This window comes from Kitasatospora sp. NPDC058048, assembly GCF_042885555.1.
Taxonomy (GTDB): Bacteria; Actinomycetota; Actinomycetes; order Streptomycetales; family Streptomycetaceae; genus Kitasatospora; species Kitasatospora lactacystinica.
Window position 1 is genome coordinate 256496 of sequence record NZ_JBHVRT010000001.1, and the last position, 21499, is coordinate 277994.

Annotated in this window: 15 protein-coding genes, 1 pseudogene and 2 CRISPR repeat arrays (1 of these 18 only partly in view); of the genes and pseudogenes, 5 read left to right on the forward strand and 11 right to left on the reverse strand. The window is 72.3% G+C overall.

What is annotated here, in order from left to right; all coding sequences use genetic code 11:
* The first annotated feature begins 2 nt into the window (after positions 1-2).
* From ACFVVA_RS01090 to ACFVVA_RS01100, 3 genes are all read left to right on the forward strand, one after another.
* Positions 3-2045, forward strand: coding sequence for a glycosyl hydrolase family 32 (locus ACFVVA_RS01090; RefSeq protein WP_387684438.1), 2043 nt, complete (start codon positions 3-5; stop codon positions 2043-2045).
* A 140-nt stretch (positions 2046-2185) separates the two neighbouring features.
* Complete coding sequence (locus tag ACFVVA_RS01095) at positions 2186-2947, forward strand: serine/threonine protein kinase (protein ID WP_387684440.1); 762 nt, start codon at positions 2186-2188, stop codon at positions 2945-2947.
* 11 nt (positions 2948-2958) lie between these two features.
* On the forward strand, positions 2959-4299 hold the full coding sequence (locus ACFVVA_RS01100; RefSeq protein WP_387684442.1) for a serine/threonine-protein kinase: 1341 nt from the start codon (positions 2959-2961) through the stop codon (positions 4297-4299).
* Between the two features lie 155 nt (positions 4300-4454).
* Here ACFVVA_RS01100 and ACFVVA_RS01105 read toward each other — a convergent pair whose 3' ends face one another.
* Both ACFVVA_RS01105 and ACFVVA_RS01110 read right to left on the reverse strand, forming a co-directional pair.
* Complete coding sequence (locus ACFVVA_RS01105) at positions 4455-4934, reverse strand: hypothetical protein (RefSeq protein WP_387684444.1); 480 nt, start codon at positions 4932-4934, stop codon at positions 4455-4457.
* An 89-nt stretch (positions 4935-5023) separates the two neighbouring features.
* A complete protein-coding gene (locus ACFVVA_RS01110) occupies positions 5024-6649 on the reverse strand; it encodes a flavin-containing monooxygenase (RefSeq protein ID WP_387684445.1) in 1626 nt (541 codons plus the stop codon).
* Positions 6650-6734: 85 nt separating this feature from the next.
* Here ACFVVA_RS01110 and ACFVVA_RS01115 point away from each other — a divergent pair, with 85 nt between their 5' ends.
* Entirely contained in the window at positions 6735-7964 is a 1230-nt protein-coding gene (locus ACFVVA_RS01115) for a saccharopine dehydrogenase family protein (protein ID WP_387684447.1), read from the forward strand.
* 20 nt (positions 7965-7984) lie between these two features.
* A complete protein-coding gene (locus tag ACFVVA_RS01120; protein ID WP_387684449.1) occupies positions 7985-8833 on the forward strand; it encodes an alpha/beta fold hydrolase in 849 nt (282 codons plus the stop codon).
* 63 nt (positions 8834-8896) lie between these two features.
* On the opposite strand, the gene ACFVVA_RS01125 is transcribed toward ACFVVA_RS01120, so the two are convergent.
* The 9 genes and pseudogenes from ACFVVA_RS01125 to cas3 all read right to left on the reverse strand — a co-directional run bounded on the left by ACFVVA_RS01125 (position 8897) and on the right by cas3 (position 19830).
* Positions 8897-9403: a diadenosine tetraphosphate hydrolase gene (locus ACFVVA_RS01125; protein ID WP_387684451.1), complete on the reverse strand. Its 507-nt coding sequence runs from the start codon at positions 9401-9403 to the stop codon at positions 8897-8899.
* 307 nt (positions 9404-9710) lie between these two features.
* A CRISPR array of direct repeats spans positions 9711-10286; the repeat unit is 29 nt; unit sequence CGGCTGACCCCCGCTGGCGCGGGGAGGAC.
* Positions 10287-10307: 21 nt separating this feature from the next.
* Positions 10308-10628, reverse strand: a pseudogene (gene cas2e / locus ACFVVA_RS01130) (type I-E CRISPR-associated endoribonuclease Cas2e).
* A gap of 37 nt (positions 10629-10665) precedes the next feature.
* On the reverse strand, positions 10666-11589 hold the full coding sequence (gene cas1e, locus ACFVVA_RS01135; RefSeq protein ID WP_387684789.1) for a type I-E CRISPR-associated endonuclease Cas1e: 924 nt from the start codon (positions 11587-11589) through the stop codon (positions 10666-10668).
* A gap of 65 nt (positions 11590-11654) precedes the next feature.
* The gene (gene cas6e / locus ACFVVA_RS01140) at positions 11655-12311 is read right to left on the reverse strand and encodes a type I-E CRISPR-associated protein Cas6/Cse3/CasE (protein WP_387684453.1); all 657 of its coding nucleotides are present in this window, start codon (positions 12309-12311) and stop codon (positions 11655-11657) included.
* A complete protein-coding gene (gene cas5e, locus ACFVVA_RS01145; RefSeq protein ID WP_387684455.1) occupies positions 12308-13141 on the reverse strand; it encodes a type I-E CRISPR-associated protein Cas5/CasD in 834 nt (277 codons plus the stop codon). Before cas5e ends, cas6e begins: the two co-directional genes overlap by 4 nt.
* The gene (gene cas7e, locus ACFVVA_RS01150) at positions 13138-14322 is read right to left on the reverse strand and encodes a type I-E CRISPR-associated protein Cas7/Cse4/CasC (RefSeq protein WP_387684456.1); all 1185 of its coding nucleotides are present in this window, start codon (positions 14320-14322) and stop codon (positions 13138-13140) included. Before cas7e ends, cas5e begins: the two co-directional genes overlap by 4 nt.
* 65 nt (positions 14323-14387) lie before the next feature.
* Positions 14388-15203: a type I-E CRISPR-associated protein Cse2/CasB gene (casB, locus tag ACFVVA_RS01155; RefSeq protein WP_387684457.1), complete on the reverse strand. Its 816-nt coding sequence runs from the start codon at positions 15201-15203 to the stop codon at positions 14388-14390.
* Positions 15200-16786 carry a type I-E CRISPR-associated protein Cse1/CasA gene (gene casA / locus ACFVVA_RS01160; protein WP_387684459.1) on the reverse strand — a complete coding sequence of 529 codons (1587 nt, stop codon included), beginning with the start codon at positions 16784-16786 and terminating at the stop codon, positions 15200-15202. Before casA ends, casB begins: the two co-directional genes overlap by 4 nt.
* A gap of 206 nt (positions 16787-16992) precedes the next feature.
* Positions 16993-19830 carry a CRISPR-associated helicase Cas3' gene (cas3, locus tag ACFVVA_RS01165; protein ID WP_387684461.1) on the reverse strand — a complete coding sequence of 946 codons (2838 nt, stop codon included), beginning with the start codon at positions 19828-19830 and terminating at the stop codon, positions 16993-16995.
* A gap of 521 nt (positions 19831-20351) precedes the next feature.
* A CRISPR array of direct repeats spans positions 20352-21499; the repeat unit is 29 nt; unit sequence CTCCTCCCCGCGCCAGCGGGGGTCAGCCG (it continues 1333 nt past the right edge of the window).

Genomic DNA, 21499 nt, shown 5'->3' on the forward strand with positions numbered 1-21499 from the left:
CAATGCACCCGATCAGCAGGCGCGGCCTGCTGCGGGCGGCCGGAGCGGGAGCACTCGTGCTCCCGCTCCCGGGCCGTACCGCCTCAGCGGCATCCGCCGGCGCTGCCGAACCGCCCCACCTGTGGGTCGGCGCCGGCCCGTTCGAGCAGGTCTACGACCCCTCCGCCACGCACCGCCGCTACCTCAACGACCACACCCTGGTCCGGGCCGGCGGCCGATGGCACCTGTTCAGCATCGTCGGCGACAGCGCACCGCCCGGGCAGGCGCCCGACAGCGCCGCCGAGGTCTCGCTCGCGCACGCCTCGGCGTCCTCCCCCGCCGGGCCGTGGAGCAGCCACCCGGACGCGCTGACCGTCGACCCGTCCTACTTCGGCGAGGAGCACCTGTGGGCCCCGCACGTCGTCGAGTCGGGCGGCGTCCACTGGATGTTCTACGCGGCGGGCGGGCGCGCAGGGGCGGCGATCAACGCCGCGACCTCCACCGACCTGTCCACCTGGACCAGGCTGCCGTCCGGGCCGCTGTTCCGCGGGACCGCCGCCCGCGATCCGATGGTGCTGCGGATCGGCGACCAGTGGGTGATGTACTACACCGAACTGTCCGCCCCCGGCGGGCAGCACCAGGTCTGCTACCGGCGCTCCACCGAGCTGCTGACCTGGAGCGAGCCCGGCGTCGCCTTCGCCGACGCGGCCACCGCCGCGGACGGCGTCTCGATCACCGAGTCGCCCTTCGTGGTGGCCCGGGACGGCTGGTACTACCTGTTCCTCGGACCGCGCAACGGCTACGAGGGCACCGACGTCCTCGCCTCCCGCGACCCGTTCCGCTTCTCCCTCGACGGCCGCGCCGGCCATGTGCCGGGCCACGCCGTGGAGGTGGTCACCGACGGGCGGCAGTGGTGGGCGAGCGCCGCCGGCTGGTTCCGGCGCGGCCTGTACCTGGCCCCGCTGGACTGGCGGTCCACCCCGCCACCCTGGCAGAGCCCGGACAACCCGGTCGCCGCCCCGGACGTCCGGGGCCGGCTGAACGTGTTCGCCCTCGACGCGGCCGACCGGTCGATGCTGCGCCGTGTCCAGACCGACCCGGACTCCGACATCTGGTCGGACTGGGAGGAGTTCGGGACGCCCGCCGGCGCGGTGCCCGTGCTGGGCCGCAACGCCGACGGCCGCCTGGAGGTGTTCTCGCTCGCCCCCGACGGCGCCGACCTGCACCACCGCGTCCAGCGGACGGACGGCGGCTGGACGGACTGGGAGGTCTTCGGCGGCCCGGCCGGCGCCGCCCCCGCCATCGCCCGGAACGCCGACGGCCGGCTGGAGGTCTTCGCCCTCGCCCCCGGCGGCGCCCTGATCGCCCGCCGCCGCCAGGCCTCGCCCGGCTCGACCGGCTGGGACGACTGGGACGCGGGCTTCAGCGGCCCGGTGGGCGCTCCGCCGGTCGTCACCGCCAACGCCGACGGCCGGCTGGAGGTGTTCGTGCTCGCGCCCGGCGGCGCGGCGCTGCTGCACCGCTGGCAGACCTCGGCCGGCGGCGCCTGGTCCGCGTGGGAACGCTTCGGGACGCCGGCCGGGGCCGCGCCGCGGGTGGCCCGCGACGGCACCGGGCGGCTGAACGTCACCGCGATCGCCCCCTCCGGCACGGCCGCCTTCCAGCGCCGCCAGTCGGTGCCCAGCGGCGGCTGGGACGCCTGGCAGCCGCTGCTCGGCTGGTCCACCGCGGCGCCACTGACGATCGCCGGCGCGGACGGCCGGCTGGAGGCCTTCACCCTCTCCCCCGGCGGCGAACGGCTGGCCCACCGCTGGCAGTCGGCGCCCGCCGGAGCCTGGGAGCCCGCGGGCCTCTTCGGCGAGGACTTCGGCGAGCCGGGCCTGGTGCTCGCCGCGCCGCCCTCGGCCGCGGCCGACTCCACCGGACGGCTGCACGTCTTCGCGGTGGCCGAGGACGGCCGGCTGCGCACCCGCGTTCAGGACCGTCCCGGCGGCGGCTGGCGACCGTGGGCCGCCTTCGGCGACCGCCCGGTGGCACCGCTGCGTCCGGGGGCGCCGATGCTCTGACCGAACACCCGTACACTCCGCTGCCACCTTGTCAAGTACCCTGCCGCTCCGGTTTATTGTCGTACGCGAAGAGGTACCGTCCGTCCGTCCGGCAAGAGTCGGCGCACGGGACGGGGAGCGGTGCGCGGAACGGAGGAGCGGTGCGCGGGATTATCGTCCACCTGCCGGCGGGGAACGGCGGCGACACGGCGACCTTACGGCTCGGTCCGGGAGAGCGGGCGCGCTTCGGGCGCGGGTCCGCTCACAGGCCGGTAGAGCTACGCCTCGGCGACGAGTCGGTCTCGCGGCTGGCCGGTGAGATCCACGCGACCGACGACCACTGGCAGTTGAGCAACCTCAGCGACTCCCACGCCTACCTGGTGGAGAACCCGGAGGGCGCCGGCGAGTACCTGCGGGTGCCGCCACGGCGGGTCGGCGCGCCGATCCCCTTCGAGTTCTCCCGGGTGGTGCTGCCCTCCCGGCGGGAAACCCCGCTGTCCTTCCAGGTGTTCGCGCCCGACCACGTCTACCTGGACCTGGACGCCCGCGGCGGCTCCTGGGAGAGCCGCACCATGACCGCGTACTCGCTGGACGAGACCGCCACCTACTTCCTGGTCCTGGTCGCACTCTGCGAACCATGGCTGCGCGACCGCTCCCTCGCCACCGTGCCCACCACCCCGCAGGTGGTCGCGCGGTTGCAGGGCCACCCCTCCTGTGCCCGTCTCACCGCCCGCGCGGTCAGCTCCCACCTCGACTACCTCGCCGCCGAGAAGCTCCGCGTCGACCTGCCCGACGACGACCGCGCGGACCGCCGCAGCGGCAAACGCGAGGCCGTGGTGGGGCTCGCCCTGAAGTTCGGCATCGTCCGCGAGGAGCACCTCGTGCTCCTGCCGGACCCCGGCCCCGGCCGGTCCGGACGGTAGGGGGGCCGGCTGTGCCGCAGAACCCGGCCTTCCCCGGGGACGGCGAGGAACTCCTGCCGACCGGCCACCGGGTCGGGGAGTGGACCGTCACCGGGCTGATCGGCGAGGGCGGCTGGGCAACGGTGTACGCCGCCCACCGGGCCGACGGCGGGGGCGGGGCGGATGACACGGTCGCCCTCAAGGTGCTGCTGACCGCCGGACTCGCGCCCCGCCAGGCCCGCCAGGTCGCCGAAGCCGCCCGGCGCGAAGCCGAGTTGGGCCGTACCGCCCCGCACCCCCGGCTGGTGCGGCTGCTCGACGCCATCGTCCTGGCCGCCCCCGACCAGCCCTCGCTCGACGGCGCGATCGTCCTGGTCATGGAACGCGCCCGGTGCACCCTGCGCGACCTGCTCGCCATCGGCATCGACGAGGCCGACGGCGCCAGGATCGTCACCGGCATCTGCGAGGGCCTGGCCCACCTGCACCGCTCCGGCTGGGTCCACACCGACCTCAAGCCGGAGAACGTCCTCATCGGCGCGGACGGAGAGGTCCGCCTCTCCGACTTCGGCCTCGCCATCGAACTCACCGGCTCCCACGGCCACGGCTCCCCGATGGGCACCCCCGACTACCTCCCGCCGGAGCGCTGGAAGGAACCGCTCGGCGAACACGGCGTCAGAATTCGCACCACCGCCGACATCTGGGCGCTCGGCATCGTGATCCACGAGGTCTTCGCCGCCGGCAGCCGGCCGTTCCCCGGCGCCACCTCCGCCGCCCGCTGCGCCACCACCCAGCAGTACGCGGAAGGCCGCGCCGCCCTGCGGCTGGCCGCCGCCGTCCCCCCGTTCTGGCGCGCCCTGGCCGCCGACTGTCTCGCCCCCACCCACGCCGCTCGCGCCCCGCACACCGCGGAGAGCCTGCTCGCCCGCATCCGCGCCCACCGCCCCGGCCGGCGCGCGCGCCGCCCGACCCCGCGCCCTCGCACCGCCCTGCTGGCCCTGGCCTCCTGCGCCACGGTCGCCGTCACCGGCACTGCCCTCTGGCCGCACCCGGGACCGTCCGGACAACCCGCCCACATCCGGGTCTTCAACACCGAACGCGGCTGTCAGGACCGCACCGACCGCGACCCCCAGTGCAGCCTCGGCCTCGCCGTCGACCCTCTGCGCCCCTACACCGCCGACAACGTCGTCCCCGTGCGGGTCTGGCACAACGACACCCTCGACGCCGACTGCCAACTCCCGACCGGCCTCCCCGTCATCAACGAGGAGGACCTCGTCTCCACCCTCTGGTACCGCGTCCGCCTGCCAGGACCCACCACCGCCTGGCTCCCCGCCGTCCGCACGAGGGACCGTCCGGCCCTGCTCCGCTGCCTGTGACCGCCGCCCGCGCGGCTGCCGTCCGTCCGGCCCGTCTCCCGCCCGCGCAGGGACACCCCGAAGCGCGAACGGGGCTCGACCCGCTGCGACAGCCGCGGGTCGAGAACGGAAACCTCGTCAAGGATTCGGCCCCGCGCGGGCCCGGGCGTCCGGTGCTACGGGCCCGCGGTCTTCAGCAGTCCTCCTCGCCGGCAGTCCGCGTGGCCCGCGCCGCGCAGCAGCAGGCCGAGCGAGAGCATCGCGGACAGGCTGAGCAGCACCGTGGACCAGAACCAGAAACGCACCCAGGTGTCGGGGACAGGCAGCAGGATCGCCAGCACGGCCGGATAAAGCACCAGCAGCCACCCCAACCGCCGCTCCGCTCTGGACTGTTGGTGCAGCTGCCTGGCTGCCCTCTCGCCCTGCCCGGCGGCCCCACCGGTGATCAGTCTCAGCCCTTCGGCGGTGGTCAGCCGACACGCGTGCACGAGCGCCGCGATCATCGTGAGGAGCAGGGCGAGCCCCAGTAACTGGGCCCATTCGGGCACTCTGGGACGGTCTGACGCGGTGACCGTCAGCATGGGCACCGCGAACAGCAGGGTGCTCAACGCCTCGAAGGCGAAGAGCCGGGTGGCGGGGGCAGGGGGCGTGGACACCAGCGCCCCCTTGGACAGCAGCGTCGCCTTGGACAGCAGTCTCCGGTGGCCGCAGGCGCAACCTATCGCTCGGGGGCGGTGCGGATCCGTCATGACCCCGGCTGCGCTTCGCCGACGCCCGCGCGGACGGACCCCTCGGAGACGGACCGGTCCGGGGCGACGCGCGGCGCCGTCAGGATGTACTCGTCCGGGTCGATGGCCCGGGTGCGACGGCGGAACTGCCAGGTCGACGCGGGCCAGATGGTGGTGACACGGCCCGTGCGGTCCTGGTACCAGCCGGAACAACCGCCCGCGGCCCAGACCGTGGGGGCCATCCGGTTCTGCAGTTCGGCGTTGTACGCGTGCTGTGTCTCCGCGCGCACGTCCACGGAGCCCAGACCGCGGCTCCGCATCAGCTGCAGGGTGCTGACGAGGTAGTTGATCTGCGACTCGATCATGTGGATGAGGCTGGTGTGCCCCACGCCCGTGTTGGGTCCTGCCATCAGGAACAGGTTGGGGAATCCCGCGACGGTGGTGCCGAGGTGTGCCTGCGGGCTGCCTTGCCAGACCTCGTTCAAGGACCGTCCGTCACCGCCTATGACGCGCTGCGCGTAGGAGGCGTCGGTGACACGGAACCCGGTCCCGAAGATCAGTACGTCCACTGGATGCGTGGTGCCGGCGGGTTCGGTGCCACCGGGTTCGGCTCGGGTGCCGCCGCGCGGGGTGGTGAGGACCGTGTTCGGTCCGACGCTCGCGATCGGGTCGGTGACGACGTGGACGTTGGGTTGGACCAGGGCCGGGTAGTAGTCGTCGGACAGCAGGACCCGCTTGCAGCCCAGTGCGTAGTCCGGGGTCAGCTTGGAGCGCAGCTCGGGGTCCTTGACCTGGCGGTGCAGGTGGGACAGCGCCTCCCGGCGCCCCAGCGCGGCCATGGTGCGGTTGCCGAGCAGTGCCGGCAGCGTCGCCTCTCGTGCCATGTACTCCCAGCCCCGCGCCAGTCGCTGCGCCGTCGGGGCGAGCTGGAACAGGCGGTGCTGCCATGTCGGTACCGGCCGGTCCCGGCGCGGGGCGATCCATGACGGAGTGCGCTGGAAGACAGTCACCTGCCGGGCCGTGCGCTGCAGGTGAGGGACGAACTGGACGGCGCTCGCGCCGGTGCCGATCACGCCCACCCGCTTGGCCGACAGGTCCAGGTCGTGTTTCCATCCGGCGGAGTGGAAGGCTTCTCCGGTGAAGCCGTCCAGACCGGGCAGCGAGGGGACGGCCGGCTCCGAAAGGGGCCCTTGGGCCATCACCAGCAGCCCGGCGCTGAGCGGTCCGGTGCTGGTGTCCAGCTCCCAGCGCAGCCGATCGGGGTCCCAGGTGGCGCGCCGCAGTTCGCAGCCGAGCCGAAGGCGGGGCGCCAGGTCGTATCGGTCGACGCAGTACTTCAGGTACCGCTCGATCTCCTCCTGAGGTGCGAAGCGCCTGCTCCAGGTGGGGTTGGGTGCGAACGAGAACGAGTACAGGCGCGAGGGCACGTCGCAGGCGCATCCGGGATAGGCGTTGTCCCGCCACGTGCCGCCGACCTCATCGGCCCGCTCCAGTATCAGGAGGTCGCGGTGGCCCTCCTGCAGCAGCCGGACGGCTGTGCCGAGGCCTGCGAATCCCGCGCCGACGATGACGACGGACACGTGTCCGGGTGAGGCGCCGACTGCTTCGTACGGGGCCGGGCCCGTGGTGTGCGGGTCGGTCATGGTTCCCCTCCGTCCAGAAGAATGTTCGAACCGAATGCTATCGTATGCATTACGATCGTAATCCATGCGATAGATGGAGCAGCGAATGAGGATTCTGGCCCTCGGAGGCCCCGGAGCAATGGGTGCCGTAGCGGTACGCGTGGCGGCCGGACTCCCCGGCGTCACCGAGATCGTCGTGGCCGACCGGAACCTGGAGGCGGCACGGACACTGGTGCGCCGGCTCGACGAGGACGGCACGGGCGGCGCGCCGATGCGGGCGCTGAAGGTGGACGTGACCGACAGCGGCGCCCTGCACGCCGCGCTGGAGGACGCGGACGTCGTCCTCAACACCGTCGGCCCGTACTACCGCTTCGGCCTGACCGTGCTGCGCGCCGCGATCACGACCGGCACCCACTACCTGGACATCTGCGACGACTGGGAGCCGACCCTGCAGATGCTCGGCCTGGACGAGGAGGCCCGGGCCGCCGGGATCCGTGCCGTGGTGGGAATGGGCGCCAGCCCCGGCGTCAGCAACCTGCTGGCCACCCGTGCCGTCCGGCAACTGGACCACGTGCAGGATCTGTACACCGCCTGGCCCGTCGACGTCTCCGGCAGCGGTGGGGACGACGAGCAGCTGAGCGACCCCGACGGGCGCCCCAGCGCGGCCGCCGTGCACTGGATGGAGCAGATCAGCGGGAAAGTCGCGATGGTCAGCGGCGGACGGCTCGTTCACCGGCGGCCGCTCCAGCCGGTCGCCCTCTCCGTATCCGCCGGACACACCGGCACGGCCTACACCGTCGGCCACCCCGAGCCGGTCACCCTGCACCGCAGCTTCCGACCGGCCGGCGAGGCCGCCAACCTCATGGTCGTCACCCCGGGCACGATCGCCTACCTCGACGTCCTGCGCCGCGACATCGACGCCGGAAAACTCACCAACGAGACCGCGGCAGCCGAACTCGCCAAGCCCTCGGTGTCCCGCGCGCTGCGGGCCACCGCCGGTGCCATGACCCGCAAGGGGCCCGGGTCACTGCCCCCGTTCTTCGCCGCCGCCACCGGCACCCGCGACGGCCGCCGGGTCACAGCCCTCGCCCGGCTCGCCGATACACCCGGCGCCTCGGCACTGCTCAACGACATGGCGGAGGCAACCGGACTGCCCCTGGCGCTGGGGCTCGCGCAACTGCTCGACGGCACCGGTGGCCACCTCGGCGTCCACCCGCCGGAGACAGCCATCGACGCCGACCGCTTCTTCCTCGACCTGGCCCGCCACGTGCCCGACCTTCCCGGCCACGACGGCCCCCACGACGGCGTGATCATCGACGTGACCCCGACCCGGTGAAACGCGGCAGGAGACACAACGTGCCATCGAAGAAAGCCACCGCACCCGCCACGGACTTCATCGACGTCGCGGGACGTACCGTCCACTGCGCCGCGACGGGCAGCGGCCCCCCGGTGCTCCTGCTGCACGGTCTGGACCGCAGCCTGGCGGACTGGGCACCGCTCCAAGCAGCCCTGCCCGACCACCGGCTCATCGCGATCGACGTCCCGGGGTTCGGCCGGTCGCAGCCCCTGCCGGACTGCCGGCTCCCCGCACTGGCCGGACACGTCGAACGGGTACTCGACCGACTCGGCCTGACGTCCCCCGTACACGTGGTCGGCAACTCCCTCGGCGGCGCCATCGCGATGCGGCTCACCGTTCACGCCCCCGAGCGCGTGTCCTCGCTGACACTGCTCAACAGCGCCGGATTCGGCCGCGAGGTCACCTGGGCGCTGCGCATCCTCGACCTGCCGCTGCTCTGGCGGCTGCTTCTGCGCCCCACCGAGGGGAACGCACAGCTCGCGGAACGCTCCCTCTTCCACGATCCGGACTTCGCGACCCCCGAACGGACAGCCGCAGCACTCGCCCTCGCCCGCCGCGAAGGAGCCGCCCGGACGCTGCGACAGGTGGCCCGCGAGCTCGGTTCCTGGCGCGGCGTACGGTCCGGCTGGCGCACCGAGCTGCTCGCGGAGGTCTCGGCGCTCGACACCCCGACGCTGATCGCCTGGGGGACCCACGACCGCATCCTCCCCGTCCGCCATCTCATCAACGCCGCGTCCACCCTGCCCCGGGCACGTACCCACCTCTTCCCGCGAACCGGTCACCTGCCGCAGATCGAGCGCACCGAGGAGACGGCCGCCCTGCTCCGCTCGTTCTGGAACGACCGGTGAAGCGCGTCGCGCGAGGGCTGGACGGCGGGGGCGACGCGCAGGTCCCGGCCCCGGGCCGCCTGCTCACGTTCCTTCCCGGCCCTGCGGACGGACGGCCGGCGCGGACAAGCCGTCGAGCTCGCGCCCGATCGCCTCTCGCAGGCCGTCGTGCTCCGGTCCGAGCGCGCTCGCGGGATCGCGCCAGTTCTCCGTGGGATACAGCCACACCGGGCGGCGGACGCGGTCCGGACTCTCCCACTCGAACCGCGGCCACACGTGCGCGTGCAGGAAGTTGTCGGTATTGCCGAGGATCTCCAGGTTCACGCGCCGGAACTCCGGGTCCAGCCGCCGGCAGACCCGCTCCACGGCCTCACCCAGCCGGTCCATGTCCGCGAGAAATGCCGTTCGTTTGCCGCGCGGGAGATCGGACAGCCGCTGCACACCGGGCTCGTCCACCAGCAGGACCGAGTACCCGGGCAGGAACTGCACGTCGCCGATCACCGCGAAGCCGGCGTCGAGCCGCCGGAGCACCGTGGGGTTCGTGCCTTTCAGCGCACTGCCGATCCTGTCGTCCCGCCAGTCCTTCACCATGACACCGCACCCCGTACAAGCGTGACCGGGCAGGCCCGGCCGAATGATGGTCGCCGGTCGCTCCCCCGGCTCCGTGCCATGTTCGCATCCGGCCGAGGTAAGACGGGCAGTGACGCCGGCCGAAATCGACCGGCCTCATCGTCCCTCCTGCGGTAAGCCACGCACCGTCCTCGGACGGGCCGGACACCCGGTGATGCAGGACCACGCCATGCGCGCCAGGCTGCGAGTGGGCAGATGACGGCCACTCTGGCCGGGTCGCGGGGTGCTCCGTCTGCAGGCTGTCGGCCTGCAATGACGGCGGCGTCCGTTCCTTCGGCCGAGTGGCGCGGGCGGCTGCCCAAGGTTCTGCTTCAGGTCCCGGATCGGCAGCTGACCCCCGCTGGCGCGGGGAGGACGCGCGGTGGAGATCGGCCGTGACCATCGCCAACGGCTGACCCCGGCTGGCGCGGGGAGGACCGCATTGCCGACACCGAGCACGGCACCCTGCGCGGCTGACCCCCGCTGGCGCGGGGAGGACCAAGCCCTCACCGACGTCCTGCACTCTGCCCACGGCTGACCCCCGCTGGCGCGGGGAGGACCAGGAGGCGGGCGGCGGTGTTCATCACCCGGCCGGCTGACCCCCGCTGGCGCGGGGAGGACACCACCACCAGGACCACGCCACGCGGGGCGAGCGGCTGACCCCCGCTGGCGCGGGGAGGACGCGGGCAGCACCGGGCCCCTACGACGGGCCTGCGGCTGACCCCCGCTGGCGCGGGGAGGACTCCAGCTCCGGGCGGACAAGCAGGAAACCGGCCGGCTGACCCCCGCTGGCGCGGGGAGGACCGCTCGGCCACGCGCCGGAACGTGCCGTAGCCCGGCTGACCCCCGCTGGCGCGGGGAGGACACTTTCTGACCTGCAGCGCTCCTATGCCTTTACCATTCCTTGACCATCAATGGCCTGCACACCCGTCATCGCCACCAGCGTCAGCCCGTCAAAGTCCACCGGCTTCCGTCGCTGCTCGCCCGCAGTCCGGAGTTCGAAGCCCTGTTCGTTGGCGGCCGTGTGGACCAGGACCGCGACGCCGCTGCCGACGCATCCGCTGACGGCCTACCAGAGTTCCTCGCGGACCTTGGCGGAAATGGTGCCGACGTACAGCTGCGGGGTGACTTCGATGAGCCAGCGGGTGAGTGCGCCGCGTACGTGGTCGGGGACGGCGGTGGCGGACAGGACGGTCATCGCGGCCATGGATGCTCCCTGAACCGGTAGGTGTCCCGGTGCAGCTTCACAGCAGCTCCTCCCCGGCATAGTTGACGCCGCCCGGGATGGGTCCGGAGACCGGGTCCCACAGGTCGACGAGTTGCTCCTCCGGGTCGGGGCGGGTGATGTCCTGGTCCGGTGCGAGCAGGCGCTGGATGTCGGTGACGATGCGCGGTAGCAGGCGGAACAGGCGTAGTCCGTCGCGGAAGCCGCGCCTGGCGTCGGCTTCCGGCTGGGGAGAGGCGTGCAGGGAGAAGGCGAGCGGGATGGTGAGTTCGGCCTTGTAGAGGTCGGCGATGTCGTAGACGAACGCCTGTTGGTTGCCGCTGTGGACGAAGCCGAGGGCCGGCGAGCAGCCGAGGGCGAGGACGGCCGCGTGGACGATGCCGTAGAGGCAGGTGTTGGCCGACGACAGCGCCAGGTTGACCGGGTCCTGGGTGTCCCAGGAGTTCGGGTCGTAGTTGCGGCGGAAGCGGCCGATGCGGTGCTGCTGGGCCAGCAGGCGGTAGTGGGCCTTGACCCGCTGCCCTTCCAGTCCGCGCAGCTTCGCGAGGCTGCTGCCGGTCGGGGCGGTGCCGCCGCCGAAGCGCTGCTCGTACATGGCGGTGGCGACGGCCAGCCGGGTGCTGTCGTCCGCCCAGGCCCGGGCCTGGCGTTCGAGCCAGGTGGTGCTGAGGGACTCGGGCACGGTGGCGGCGTAGCAGCGGACGCCTCCGGATCCGGCGATGACGACGGTGGCGCCGTGGCGGGCGAAGGTGGACAGGGCTCGCGCGGTGATGGAGGTGCCGGGGCCGAGGAGGACGCAGCTGAGGGCGGCGGTGGGCAGGTAGACCGTCTCGGTGCCGCGGTGGGGGCTGGTGACTTCGGCGCAGACTCCGGTGTCGTCCTGGACTATGCGGACGATGTCGAGGTACAGGAATGAGAGGGAGTCCGCGACCCGGGGCAGCATGGCAACGGTGGGGGCCGCCAGTTTGCGCCGGGCGGCGCCGGGGTCGGGATCGGGGCGGCGGCCGGTCACTGCGGCCTCCGGTGCGGGGCGATGCTGAGGAGGCCGCAGCCGTAGGCCTTGCCCTTGCCGATGCCGTCGGTGAGGCGGGTGCGCAGGCGGCCGGCGTCGGTGATGACGGCAGTGCCTTCGAACAGGACTCGGTCGTGCTTGATGGGCCGTTGGTCGCTGCGCCGGTGGCCCTTGGCCGCTTCGATGGGGCTGGAGTGGAGGGTGTCGATGTTCAGGCCCGAGCTTTCGGCCTGGCGGGCCCACCAGTCGTCGGCTGCCGCGCCCTGGAGGGGGACGACGGCCTTGAGCCGGTAGAGCTCGCGGTTGGCCTTACTGGGCTTGCGGATGGGGTTGGCGGCAATGCGGTAGCGGATGTGCAGGCCGGGGCGGAGGGCGTCGAGGAGCGGGGTGAGCGGTTTGGTCACGGCCTGGCCGTACCCGGCGGGGAGACGGTCGAGGTCGGGTTGCCGGACGCTCTGCAGGAGGATCTGTTCGCCGGCGGCGGTGGACTCGGTGCGGAAGAGCACGCCGAGTCGGCGGCGCGGTTCGTCGTCGGCGACGTGGTCGGGGAACAGCGACATCATGCGGTGGTGCAGGTCGACGGCGCCGGCGGTGTCGCGGCGGGCGTCGCGGCTGCGGGGGTCCGGGGTGATGCGGGTCAGCCAGAGGGTCATGCGGGGATGCTTTCGGGGCGGGTGGTGTGCCGGTCGAGGTAGTCGCCGAGGGCGCTCAGGTAGTCGGTGGCGAGGCCTCGGCAGCGGTCTGCGGGCAGGGTGAGGGTGCGCTGGTAGCGGGGGCGGGCGCGGTGGGCCCGCCGCCGGGGGTGGAAGCTGAGCGGATCGTCGGTGACTTCTCCCGCGGGGGCGCTGCCGTCGCCGTCCCCAGGCTGGGGGTGGTCGCCGAGGCGGTCGAGCGGTTGGTCGCCGTGGAACACGATGTCGACGGTCCTGCTGCCCGCACGGGCCCGCCGAGCGATCGGCAGATGGACGAGGTGGTGCAGCGGGTCGTCGACCAGGCCGAGCAGCAGCGGGCCTTCCGGCGGGCAGGAGCGGCGCCCGAGGTAGGGGGGCCAGTGCGGGTTCCGCAGCGCCTCCGCCCAACCGTCGAGGTCCTCGGAGACTGCGGTGACGACCGCGGTGAAGACGGCGTCGGCGAGGTAGTAGCGGTGGGACAGCAGGGTGGCGGTGGGGCCGGTGCGCTTCTTCCCCTCGGCGGTGGTGACCGTGCGGGCCGCGGGCAGGCCGCCGCCCACGGTGTGCAGGTCGCGCAGGACTTCGCCCGCGCGGTCGGTGCGGATGGTCAGCGAAAGCGCGGCAAGGTCGGCGATGTCGTCTCCCCGCTTCCTGCCCAGGGCGGCGGCGAGCAGGCCGATGACGCCCGAGCGGGTGGGGAAGGGCGCGGTGTCGCGTTCGTTGAAGCGGCCGGTCTCGCCCCAGGACTGCAACGGTGCGGCGAGGCGCAACAGCAGTCCCCGTCCCCGGGTGTCCGTGGCGGAGGGGCTCATACGCCGGCCCCGGCGGGGGCAGTAGTGACGGCGGCGGTGAAGGCGGCGGCGATGGCGGTGTCGACAAGCTGGGGGAAGGAGTCGACGCGGGTGCCGAGGCCGTCGAGGTCCTTTTCCTCAAGGCTGGCCCAGGCGGTGGCGACTGTGCCGCGCTTGCCGAGCAGCTTGTTGGCGGCGGTGGCGTAGCGGGCGAGCGCTGTGCGGGAGGCGGCGCCGTAGCCGCCGTTGTCGTGGGAGGCGACCGGCTGTTCGAAGGCGGCGGCGTAGGACAGGGGGCGGTCGCTGCGGACGGCGATGTGGACGAGGTCGGGGATGGTGTGAGGGGCGGTGGCGGTCTTCTTGGCACGCGGGAGGGAGAGGATGAAGGCCTCGGCGAACCCCGCGGCGAGTTCGCGGGCGGCGTCGCTGTCGCCGCCGAGGTTGGCCACGAGGTCGGCGAGGTCGACGGTGGCGTAGCGGTAGAAGACGCCGGCGCTGAACTCTGCGTGGCCCATGTGGGCGCTGCCGGTGCTGTCGCCCCAGGCGGAGGTGACGTCGTCGACGGCGGAGAAGTAGTCGAGTTCGACGTCGGTGCCGTGGGTGGTGAGGGCGTGGGCGACCTGGACCGCGCCGTCCACGCCGGCGTCGTCGACCTCGGCGAGCATGCGTCCGAAGAGGTTGATGATGCCGTTGCGGCTGCGCAGGATCGCGTCGATGGCGTCCCTGGGCAGGACGCTCTTGTCGCCGGCCTTCTTGATGTCCTTGGCGCTTTCGAGTTCGGCGCGGTGCTCCTCGGCGAGCGCGCCGAGTTCGGCGACGGCGGTCTCGGGTACGTAGACCATGGCGTTGGTGGTGATGACGGATGAGTCCTTGGCGGTCTCGAACTTGATGCTGCTGCCGGCGGCGACGTGCTGGCCGGCACGCTGGGCGAGTTCGGCGGGCCAGCCGTGCTCCTCCTGGAGGAGGCGGGTGACTCGGGCGCCGATACGGCGGGTGCGCAGGGCCTGCTCACCGAAGCCGGCCTGGAAGTACTCGCGGACTGCGCGCTTCCAGGACTGGCTGCTGACGCGGGTGCGCTCGGTATCGCCGTAGCGGACGGTCTTGACGGAGTTGTTGTCGTCGCGGTTGAGGTTGGCGAACGGGACGCTCTGGAGGACGTGAATGTCGAGGAAGCGGGCGGTGGTGCGGTCATGGCCGGGCATGCTCTGCTCCTGGGGGCTGGTGTGGGTGGGCTGTGGGTCGTGCGGGCCGTGCGGGTCGTGCCTGGTCAGGCCTCGGGATCGGTGCTGTCCGTGGCGTTCGTGACGTCGGCCTGGTCGTCGTCGTGCTCGCGGGCCCGATCTTCGTCGTCCTTCCGCAGGGTCCGGTGGTAGTCCTGGAGCCAGATTCGCTTGACGGTTCCGGAGCGACGCCGCCACTGGCAGAGGTCGATGAGCAACTGGGCCCAGTCGATGTCCACCTCGCTGCCGCGCAGTTGACGGACGGCCCCGGGAAGGTGACGGTGCAACCCGTCGACGCTCTGACGGGTCAGCAGGTTGAGGCGGGTCTCGGCCGAGGTCTCGCGCAGGCCGGTGCCCTGGCCTCCCTTGAGGACGCCCTCGGCGAAGGCCTGGCCGAGGCTGCGCGAGGGGATCCGCCTGACCGTGGCGGCGTCCGTGTCCTGCACGCGGCCGGCCGGGTCACCGAGCATGTCCGGCACCGCCTCGGTGCTGTTCGGCTCCACGCCCTTCGACGTCCGGCCCTTCTCCGACGTCACGGCCTTCGCGGCGGCGTACTGGTCGCGGCGCTGCGCGGCGATCAGCGACGCGACGGTGTAGAAGGCACGCTGGACGTCTCGGCTGCGGGCCTGCTCGTCGGTGAGCCATGAGGCCACGAAACGGTGCATGAAGGGCACGGCGTCCAGGTCCTTGCCGACACCGCGACGCAGGGCCGCGCGTACACCCGGGTCGTCGTGGCTTCGCTGGTCGATCCTGTCGGTGAAGGCCCGGGCCCGTCCCAGCGAGGGGACGAGGCTGGGTTCCTTTCGCGGGCGGACGGGTTCGTCCGCAGGTTTGGCGGGGCCCGGAATGGCGCTCTTGCTCACGTGTCCTCCGTGCTGGTGGTGCGGCCTGCGGTGCCGCCGGTCCTGGTGGGGCGCTTCACCGGACCGCGGTAGAGCTCGATTCGGGCCGTGGTGCAGGCCTTGGCTCCGCGCATGGTTCCCAGCGCGCCGTAGGTGACGGTGTCGTAGGCTTGTTCGGCGAGGGTGCGGAAGGCGACGGCGGCACCGTCGAAGTCGCGTTCGTCGAGGCGCTTCCAGAACTCGGCCTCGGCGGCGGGCCAGTAGCGGGCCGCGGCGTCGACGGCCCAGGTGCAGTCGCGGATCTTGGGGGCGGTTGTGAAACCGGCCCAAGCCTTCTTGACGGCCTGGTCGAGCCTGCTGCCGTACCGTTCCCCCAGCATGCGCAGGCGGCCGATCTCGACGGCTACGGCGGGTTCCTTGTCCTCCGCGAGGCCGAGTACGGGCGGGGTGACGGCGTCGACGAACTGAACGTCCTTGGCCTGACCGTCCTGCTCGAATCCGAGCGCGTGGACGCTCAGTTCTTCCGATACCTCCAGCGCGGTGGCGAACACTTCGGGACGGCGCGGCCGGGTGCTGCCCGCAGGGTTGTAGAGCAGCAGCGCGTCCACGTCACGCCACAACGCGCGGTGCGAGTCGGCGGGACGCGGGTAGGGATTGCCTACCTTGCTGGTCTGCCAGATCAGGTACGGGTCGCCCTCGCGCGAGATCTTGTCGCGGTAGGCCCAGGTGATGAAGGCGTCCTCGACGCGTTCGCCGGCTGCGTCGGGCACGAGCAGCAGCGCGTGCTGGGAGCGGGCGGTGAGCCGAGAGCAGGGGCCCTTGAGCGGCGGCGGAGCGGCGACGGGGTCGGGCAGTTCGTCGCGGTCCCACGGGCAGAGGTCGCTCGCGCGGCTGACGTCCCGTCCGGGCTCGGGCAGTCCGGCCAAGAGGGTCTGGAAGAGCGTCTCGCCCTCCGGGTGGTACGAGAGCGTGCTGCGCAGCGGGCCGGCCGCGCTGTTCGCGGCCTTGATCGCGCCGACGGTGCGACTGGAGCAGCGTCCGGAGGGGCCGTAGTAGTGCCAGACGAGCAGGTGCAGAACAGCCTGGTCGGAGGTGGGCAGGTCGGGGGCGGCGCTGTTGACGTGCTGGAACCAGGAGTGGTTGTTGCCCGAGGGGCGGGTGGTGATGAGCTTGTCGACGCCGGCGGTGTTCGCGGGGTCGCACTGCTCGGCGAGCCGCGGATCCTGGAGGAAGGGACGCTCGGCGTCGAACAGGTCGAAGCGGCCGCGGTTGCGCTCGACGTACCCGGCGACCTGGCCCGGGTCGAAGTGTCGTTGCTCGACCAGGTCGAAGCGGCGGTCCGACCAGTCGCCCGGACCGGCCTCGTCGAGCTCCGTCATGCGGGCGGTGATCGCGTACAGGATGCGGTACAGCGCGGAGAGCGCGGGCGGATTGTCGATCGCGATCCGTTCGATCTCGTGTGCGCGCAACAGGAGTTCACGCAAGCAGACCTTGGGCGGGTGGGTGGTGGCCGAGTCCGCCTCGTCCTCCTCCCGGTGGGGGACCCAGCGAACGGGGACCCACGCTCGGTCGAGGAGGTTGTAGGCGGGTGGTGCGGGTGGCATGCGGCCTCCGGCGAGGCGAGTGCGGGTGATCACAGGATGGGTAGGCTCTGCCAGATCCCCGCGAGCGAGCGGGGGTGAGCCGTGCGGCACTTAGGGAACAGCCGTGTGGCAGCCCAGTCCCCGCGCAAGCGGGGGTCACGCTGGTCCCGGAGAGGCGACAGCCCGGTCCGGGACCAGCACGCTCAACGTAGCGCCAAGTGCGGTACTTAGGAGCCCAGTTCTTCGGAAATTCCCACGTTCGAGTACAAGAGCTGCCGCTCCCCCAGCCGGGCCGTCCACCGGTCACCGTCATGCCGCATGCGCAGCAGCGCAAGGCCGGCCAGCAGGGGGCGGTCGCCCCAGGCCTTCGGTACGGCGTTCTCATCGGTGCGGCCGACGACCCAGCGGCCGGGCAGCGGCACGGTGTGCCGCATGATCAGCGCGATGTCCTCCCGATTCGCTGCGGCCGTGGGCAGCGGCACGTCACGGTCGGGAACGAGGCTCCACCCGCCGCCCTGTCGTTCGAAGACGCACACGGCACGGCCACTGTCCGCCCCGAGGCGGGTGGTCAGCAGATCGTCCGAGACGACGAAGCTGCTCTCACTGATGAGGGACAGGTCGCCGACCACGTCGTACGGTGCCCGGATATCGGCGAGCTCCGCCAACTGTTCCTCGGCCGCGGCCGAGGCGATGCGCTCGGCGTCCATCCGCTCAAGCTCCGCCAAGGCTGCCTTCTCCAGATCGGCTGCGAAGTCATCCGCGTAGACCTCGTCCACCAGCCGCTGGACGTCGCCCGGGACCTCTACCCCGCCGCTGGTCCGCCTCGCGAGCAGCAGGCTGGTACGGCGCAGCAGGGAGGCGTCGTAGACGGTGCCCCAGGAGCGGGGCGCGACCACGTTCCCCTGGTCGTCGAGCGGTTCCAACACGATCATGCGCGGCTCGGTGGCCGGGCCGGTCCATGACGGACGGGTGGGGCGATCGTGGCGCTTGCCGCGGCCGGCCCGCTGCAGGAGCTGCGCCAGAGGGGCAAGGTCCGAGACGATCAGGTCGAAGTCCAGGTCGAGGGACTGCTCGACGATCTGGGTGGCCACCAGGATCGAGCCCTCGCGCGGATCGGCCGCCGCCGCGACGTTCACGGGCTTCCCGTAAGCGGCTTCGCACTCGGTGGTGATGCGTTGCCGCTCATGGGCGGGGAAGCGGGAGTGGAGCAGTCGCAGGCCGCCCTCGCGCGAGGCGAGGCCGGACAGAACGGATCGCAGGTAACGATAGGTGCGCTGGGCCTCGTCCACGGTGGTGCAGCAGACGAGTACACAGCCGCCCTGGGCGGCCACCGGCGCGAGGATCTCGCGCAGAGCATCGCGGCGGCCCTGCCGTCCTGGCTTCTTCGCCGCGTCCTCGTCCCGGACGTCCCAGTGCACCTGGCGGGTCTCCACAGCCAGGGTGCGGGCCCGGCTGCTGCCGACCCGACGCGGCTCGGACACCGCTCCGCTGCCCGCGTCCACGAAGAGCCACCCGGGGTAGCAGGGCTCCACCGTGATGGGCTCGCGAAAGCCCGCACCACGCCGGTAGGCGTCGACGAGCGACGAGGCCGCCCTGCCCGTCAGAGTCGCCGACAACAGCACGACCGGGGCGCCGAACGCCCCGAGCCACTCCAGCATCCGCACCAGCAGGCTGTGCATCCACGGGCCGTAGGCATGCGCCTCGTCCACCACCAACACCTTGTTCGAGAGGCCGAACAGTCGCAGGAAGCCGTAGCGGATCGGGAGCACCCCCGTGAGCGCCTGGTCGATGGTGCCGTTCGCAAGCGGCGCGAGCAGGCCCCTCCGTCCGGTGCGCAGCCACTGGCCGGCCTCGGTGTCCGCGAGCACGGCCGTCCCGTCCGTCGCCCCCTCGCCGGGGGCGTAGTCCGGGCTCAGCCAGGCCATGCTGTGCAGCAGGGTGAGTGCACGGTCTCCCTCAATGTTCAGCTCCGCGAACGTACGAACACGGGTGAACATCGCGTCCGCCGTGGCCATCGTCGGCAGCGCGAAGTAGAGCCCGGACGTGCCGGAGGCCCTCGCCATCACGGACGCCGCGTACAAGGCGGCCTCCGTCTTGCCGTCCCCGGTCGGGGCAGTGACCAGCAGCAGCCCGGGCCCCTTCACCACATCGGGCAGGTGCTTCGCGACATCGACCTGCAGCTTGTTCGGGGGGAACGGGAACTGCTCGGAGAACTGCTTGCTCGGAAACGCCGCGCGCCCGAGGCCGGCCTCGCATACCCACTTCGGTGCGGCCTCGGCGGCCGCACCGAAATGCTCGGCAAGCTCCGTATCCCCGGCCTTCCAGTCGTCCCCGGGCATCCGCGGTTCGATGACGTCGACCTGGCTGGCCAGCCAGTCGGCGACCACCACCAACCCTGCGACCACCACGGCCAGCTCACCCGGCAGCACGGACTCCAGCGGCTTCTCGGCCCCGACCGTCCGACGGACCGCGTGCGCATGGGCAAGCCGCTGCACCCGCCACCCCTCGGCGGTGCCGAGACCCGGCTGATAGCCGGCCGGGTCCCTGATCTCCTTCACCTGCAGCGCAGGAGCGAAGCACCCATGGTGCCCACCGAGCAACTGGGCGATCTGGTGGGCCGGAGACCGCTTGACCTTTGTGCTGAGCGGATAACCGCACTGCCTGAAGAACTCCACCAGCCCCCAGTGCGTCGCCGTCTCGTGCCTCAGATACCCGCTGCGCTTCGCCGCCGGATTGTCCTCCGCATACGCCGGATCCCCCATCAGCTTCGCGACCTCCTCGACAACCTGCTGCTGGAAGTGCAGCGAGATCTTGCCGATGTCGTGCAGGCCGGCCCACAGCATCACCATCCGCCGGGCCTCGGCCTCGGTGACGCCCATGGCCCCGGCGATCCGCTTCCGCATGCGCTCGCTCAGGACCGCGTCCCACACGGCACCCGCGACGACAGCGGTGTCCAGGAGGTGGCAGATCACGGGGTACGGACCGGGGAGTCCGGCACTCTTGCCCCACAGGCGGGAGTCCGGAGCTGATTTTCCGAAGGCTCCAATGGGCTTGCTGTCATTCATGCCTGATGGAATATCAGCTGCCACCGACTATCCGCACGGCCACCGCACCAGGATCGATGGTGCGCGAGGACCAGGCGGGCAGGGCCCTCAGCGCATCCCGCGAGGTGGTGAGCCTTCGAGGGCATGGCAGGTAGTCCGCATAACGAATCCAACAGCCGGAGTCGTACTCGACTTCCCTGTAGGTTTGTCTTTTTGACTATCGCAAGACCTGGCTGAGGACTTTGGGCATCTGCAATCGAACCAGCCTCGCGCCGCCATGGGGTCAGCGCCACGGAACCTACGAATGCCAGTCCGATGAATGACCGCCCTCTTTGTGACTACAGCCTCCCCATGAGGGCCCGTCGGCAGGCGCTGAGCAGGCACCTCCAGCGCCACCGAATCCGGGGACCCGATGGGCCATGGCATCATGTGGACGATCCTTGACACCTTGACACCGAGCAGAGCATCGACCGAGACGTCAGGCACATCACCTGAATGGTCAAGAAATGGCAAAGCCTCGGCTGCGCCGCAGGTCACGAAGCCTCCTCCCCGCGCCAGCGGGGGTCAGCCGCCCTCGGCATCCCGTTCAACGAGGCCACCACCCTCCTCCCCGCGCCAGCGGGGGTCAGCCGAACTCGGCCGGCTCCGCCGAGGCCTGCGTGGGCTCCTCCCCGCGCCAGCGGGGGTCAGCCGAGCCGGATGCCGCAGCACAAGGTCGGCATCTACTCCTCCCCGCGCCAGCGGGGGTCAGCCGTACGTCAGCCCCTACGCCGACTCGGTGGCCACCTCCTCCCCGCGCCAGCGGGGGTCAGCCGCTCCTGGGCGAGTCGAAGGCCGGCGGCCGGCCCTCCTCCCCGCGCCAGCGGGGGTCAGCCGACCTCTTCGAGCTCGGTGGCGAACGGCCCGTCCTCCTCCCCGCGCCAGCGGGGGTCAGCCGCCGCGGCGGGCACGCGGCCCCCGGCCGCGCATCTCCTCCCCGCGCCAGCGGGGGTCAGCCGGTGTGGACGCCCAACTGAGCGATGTTGCGGGCCTCCTCCCCGCGCCAGCGGGGGTCAGCCGCCGCCCAGGGTGCGCTCCGGGTGGCGCCCCGTCTCCTCCCCGCGCCAGCGGGGGTCAGCCGCCTTCGCGTCGGCTTCCGCGGCGGCCTTCGCGGCCGCCGTGTGGCTCCTCCCCGCGCCAGCGGGGGTCAGCCGGGCACAGCATCGACTCGGCCTCCGGGGTCATCCTCCTCCCCGCGCCAGCGGGGGTCAGCCGCTCTGGGCGGTGCCCACCTTGTGGTGGGTGATCTCCTCCCCGCGCCAGCGGGGGTCAGCCGTGGGAGATCCGGTGGCACGACGGGCCGACGGCCTCCTCCCCGCGCCAGCGGGGGTCAGCCGCCGTCTGGAAAGCCCGCCGCCTCCTCGCCCGCCTCCTCCCCGCGCCAGCGGGGGTCAGCCGTGCAGCGCGTTCGCGGCGTAGAAGTCGTACTGCTCCTCCCCGCGCCAGCGGGGGTCAGCCGCTCCGGCGGGTGGCACTCAACATCGGGGCGAGCTCCTCCCCGCGCCAGCGGGGGTCAGCCGCGCCGCGCGGCCTCGTGCATCCTCGGGATGTCCTCCTCCCCGCGCCAGCGGGGGTCAGCCGCACCGCGCGAAGCGTGTAACGCAGCCTGACGGCTCCTCCCCGCGCCAGCGGGGGTCAGCCGTACATGGCG

Coding starts and splice junctions, on each gene's coding strand:
- ACFVVA_RS01090 (WP_387684438.1), top strand. CDS start 3: ATGCACCCGATCAGCAGGCGCGGCCTGCTGCGGGCGGCCGGAGCGGGA.
- ACFVVA_RS01110 (WP_387684445.1), bottom strand. CDS start 6,649: ATGACCGACCCGCACACCACGGGCCCGGCCCCGTACGAAGCAGTCGGC.
- ACFVVA_RS01115 (WP_387684447.1), top strand. CDS start 6,735: ATGAGGATTCTGGCCCTCGGAGGCCCCGGAGCAATGGGTGCCGTAGCG.
- ACFVVA_RS01125 (WP_387684451.1), bottom strand. CDS start 9,403: ATGGTGAAGGACTGGCGGGACGACAGGATCGGCAGTGCGCTGAAAGGC.
- cas1e (WP_387684789.1), bottom strand. CDS start 11,589: ATGCTGCCCCGGGTCGCGGACTCCCTCTCATTCCTGTACCTCGACATC.
- cas6e (WP_387684453.1), bottom strand. CDS start 12,311: ATGACCCTCTGGCTGACCCGCATCACCCCGGACCCCCGCAGCCGCGAC.
- cas5e (WP_387684455.1), bottom strand. CDS start 13,141: ATGAGCCCCTCCGCCACGGACACCCGGGGACGGGGACTGCTGTTGCGC.
- cas7e (WP_387684456.1), bottom strand. CDS start 14,322: ATGCCCGGCCATGACCGCACCACCGCCCGCTTCCTCGACATTCACGTC.
- casA (WP_387684459.1), bottom strand. CDS start 16,786: ATGCCACCCGCACCACCCGCCTACAACCTCCTCGACCGAGCGTGGGTC.
- cas3 (WP_387684461.1), bottom strand. CDS start 19,830: ATGAATGACAGCAAGCCCATTGGAGCCTTCGGAAAATCAGCTCCGGAC.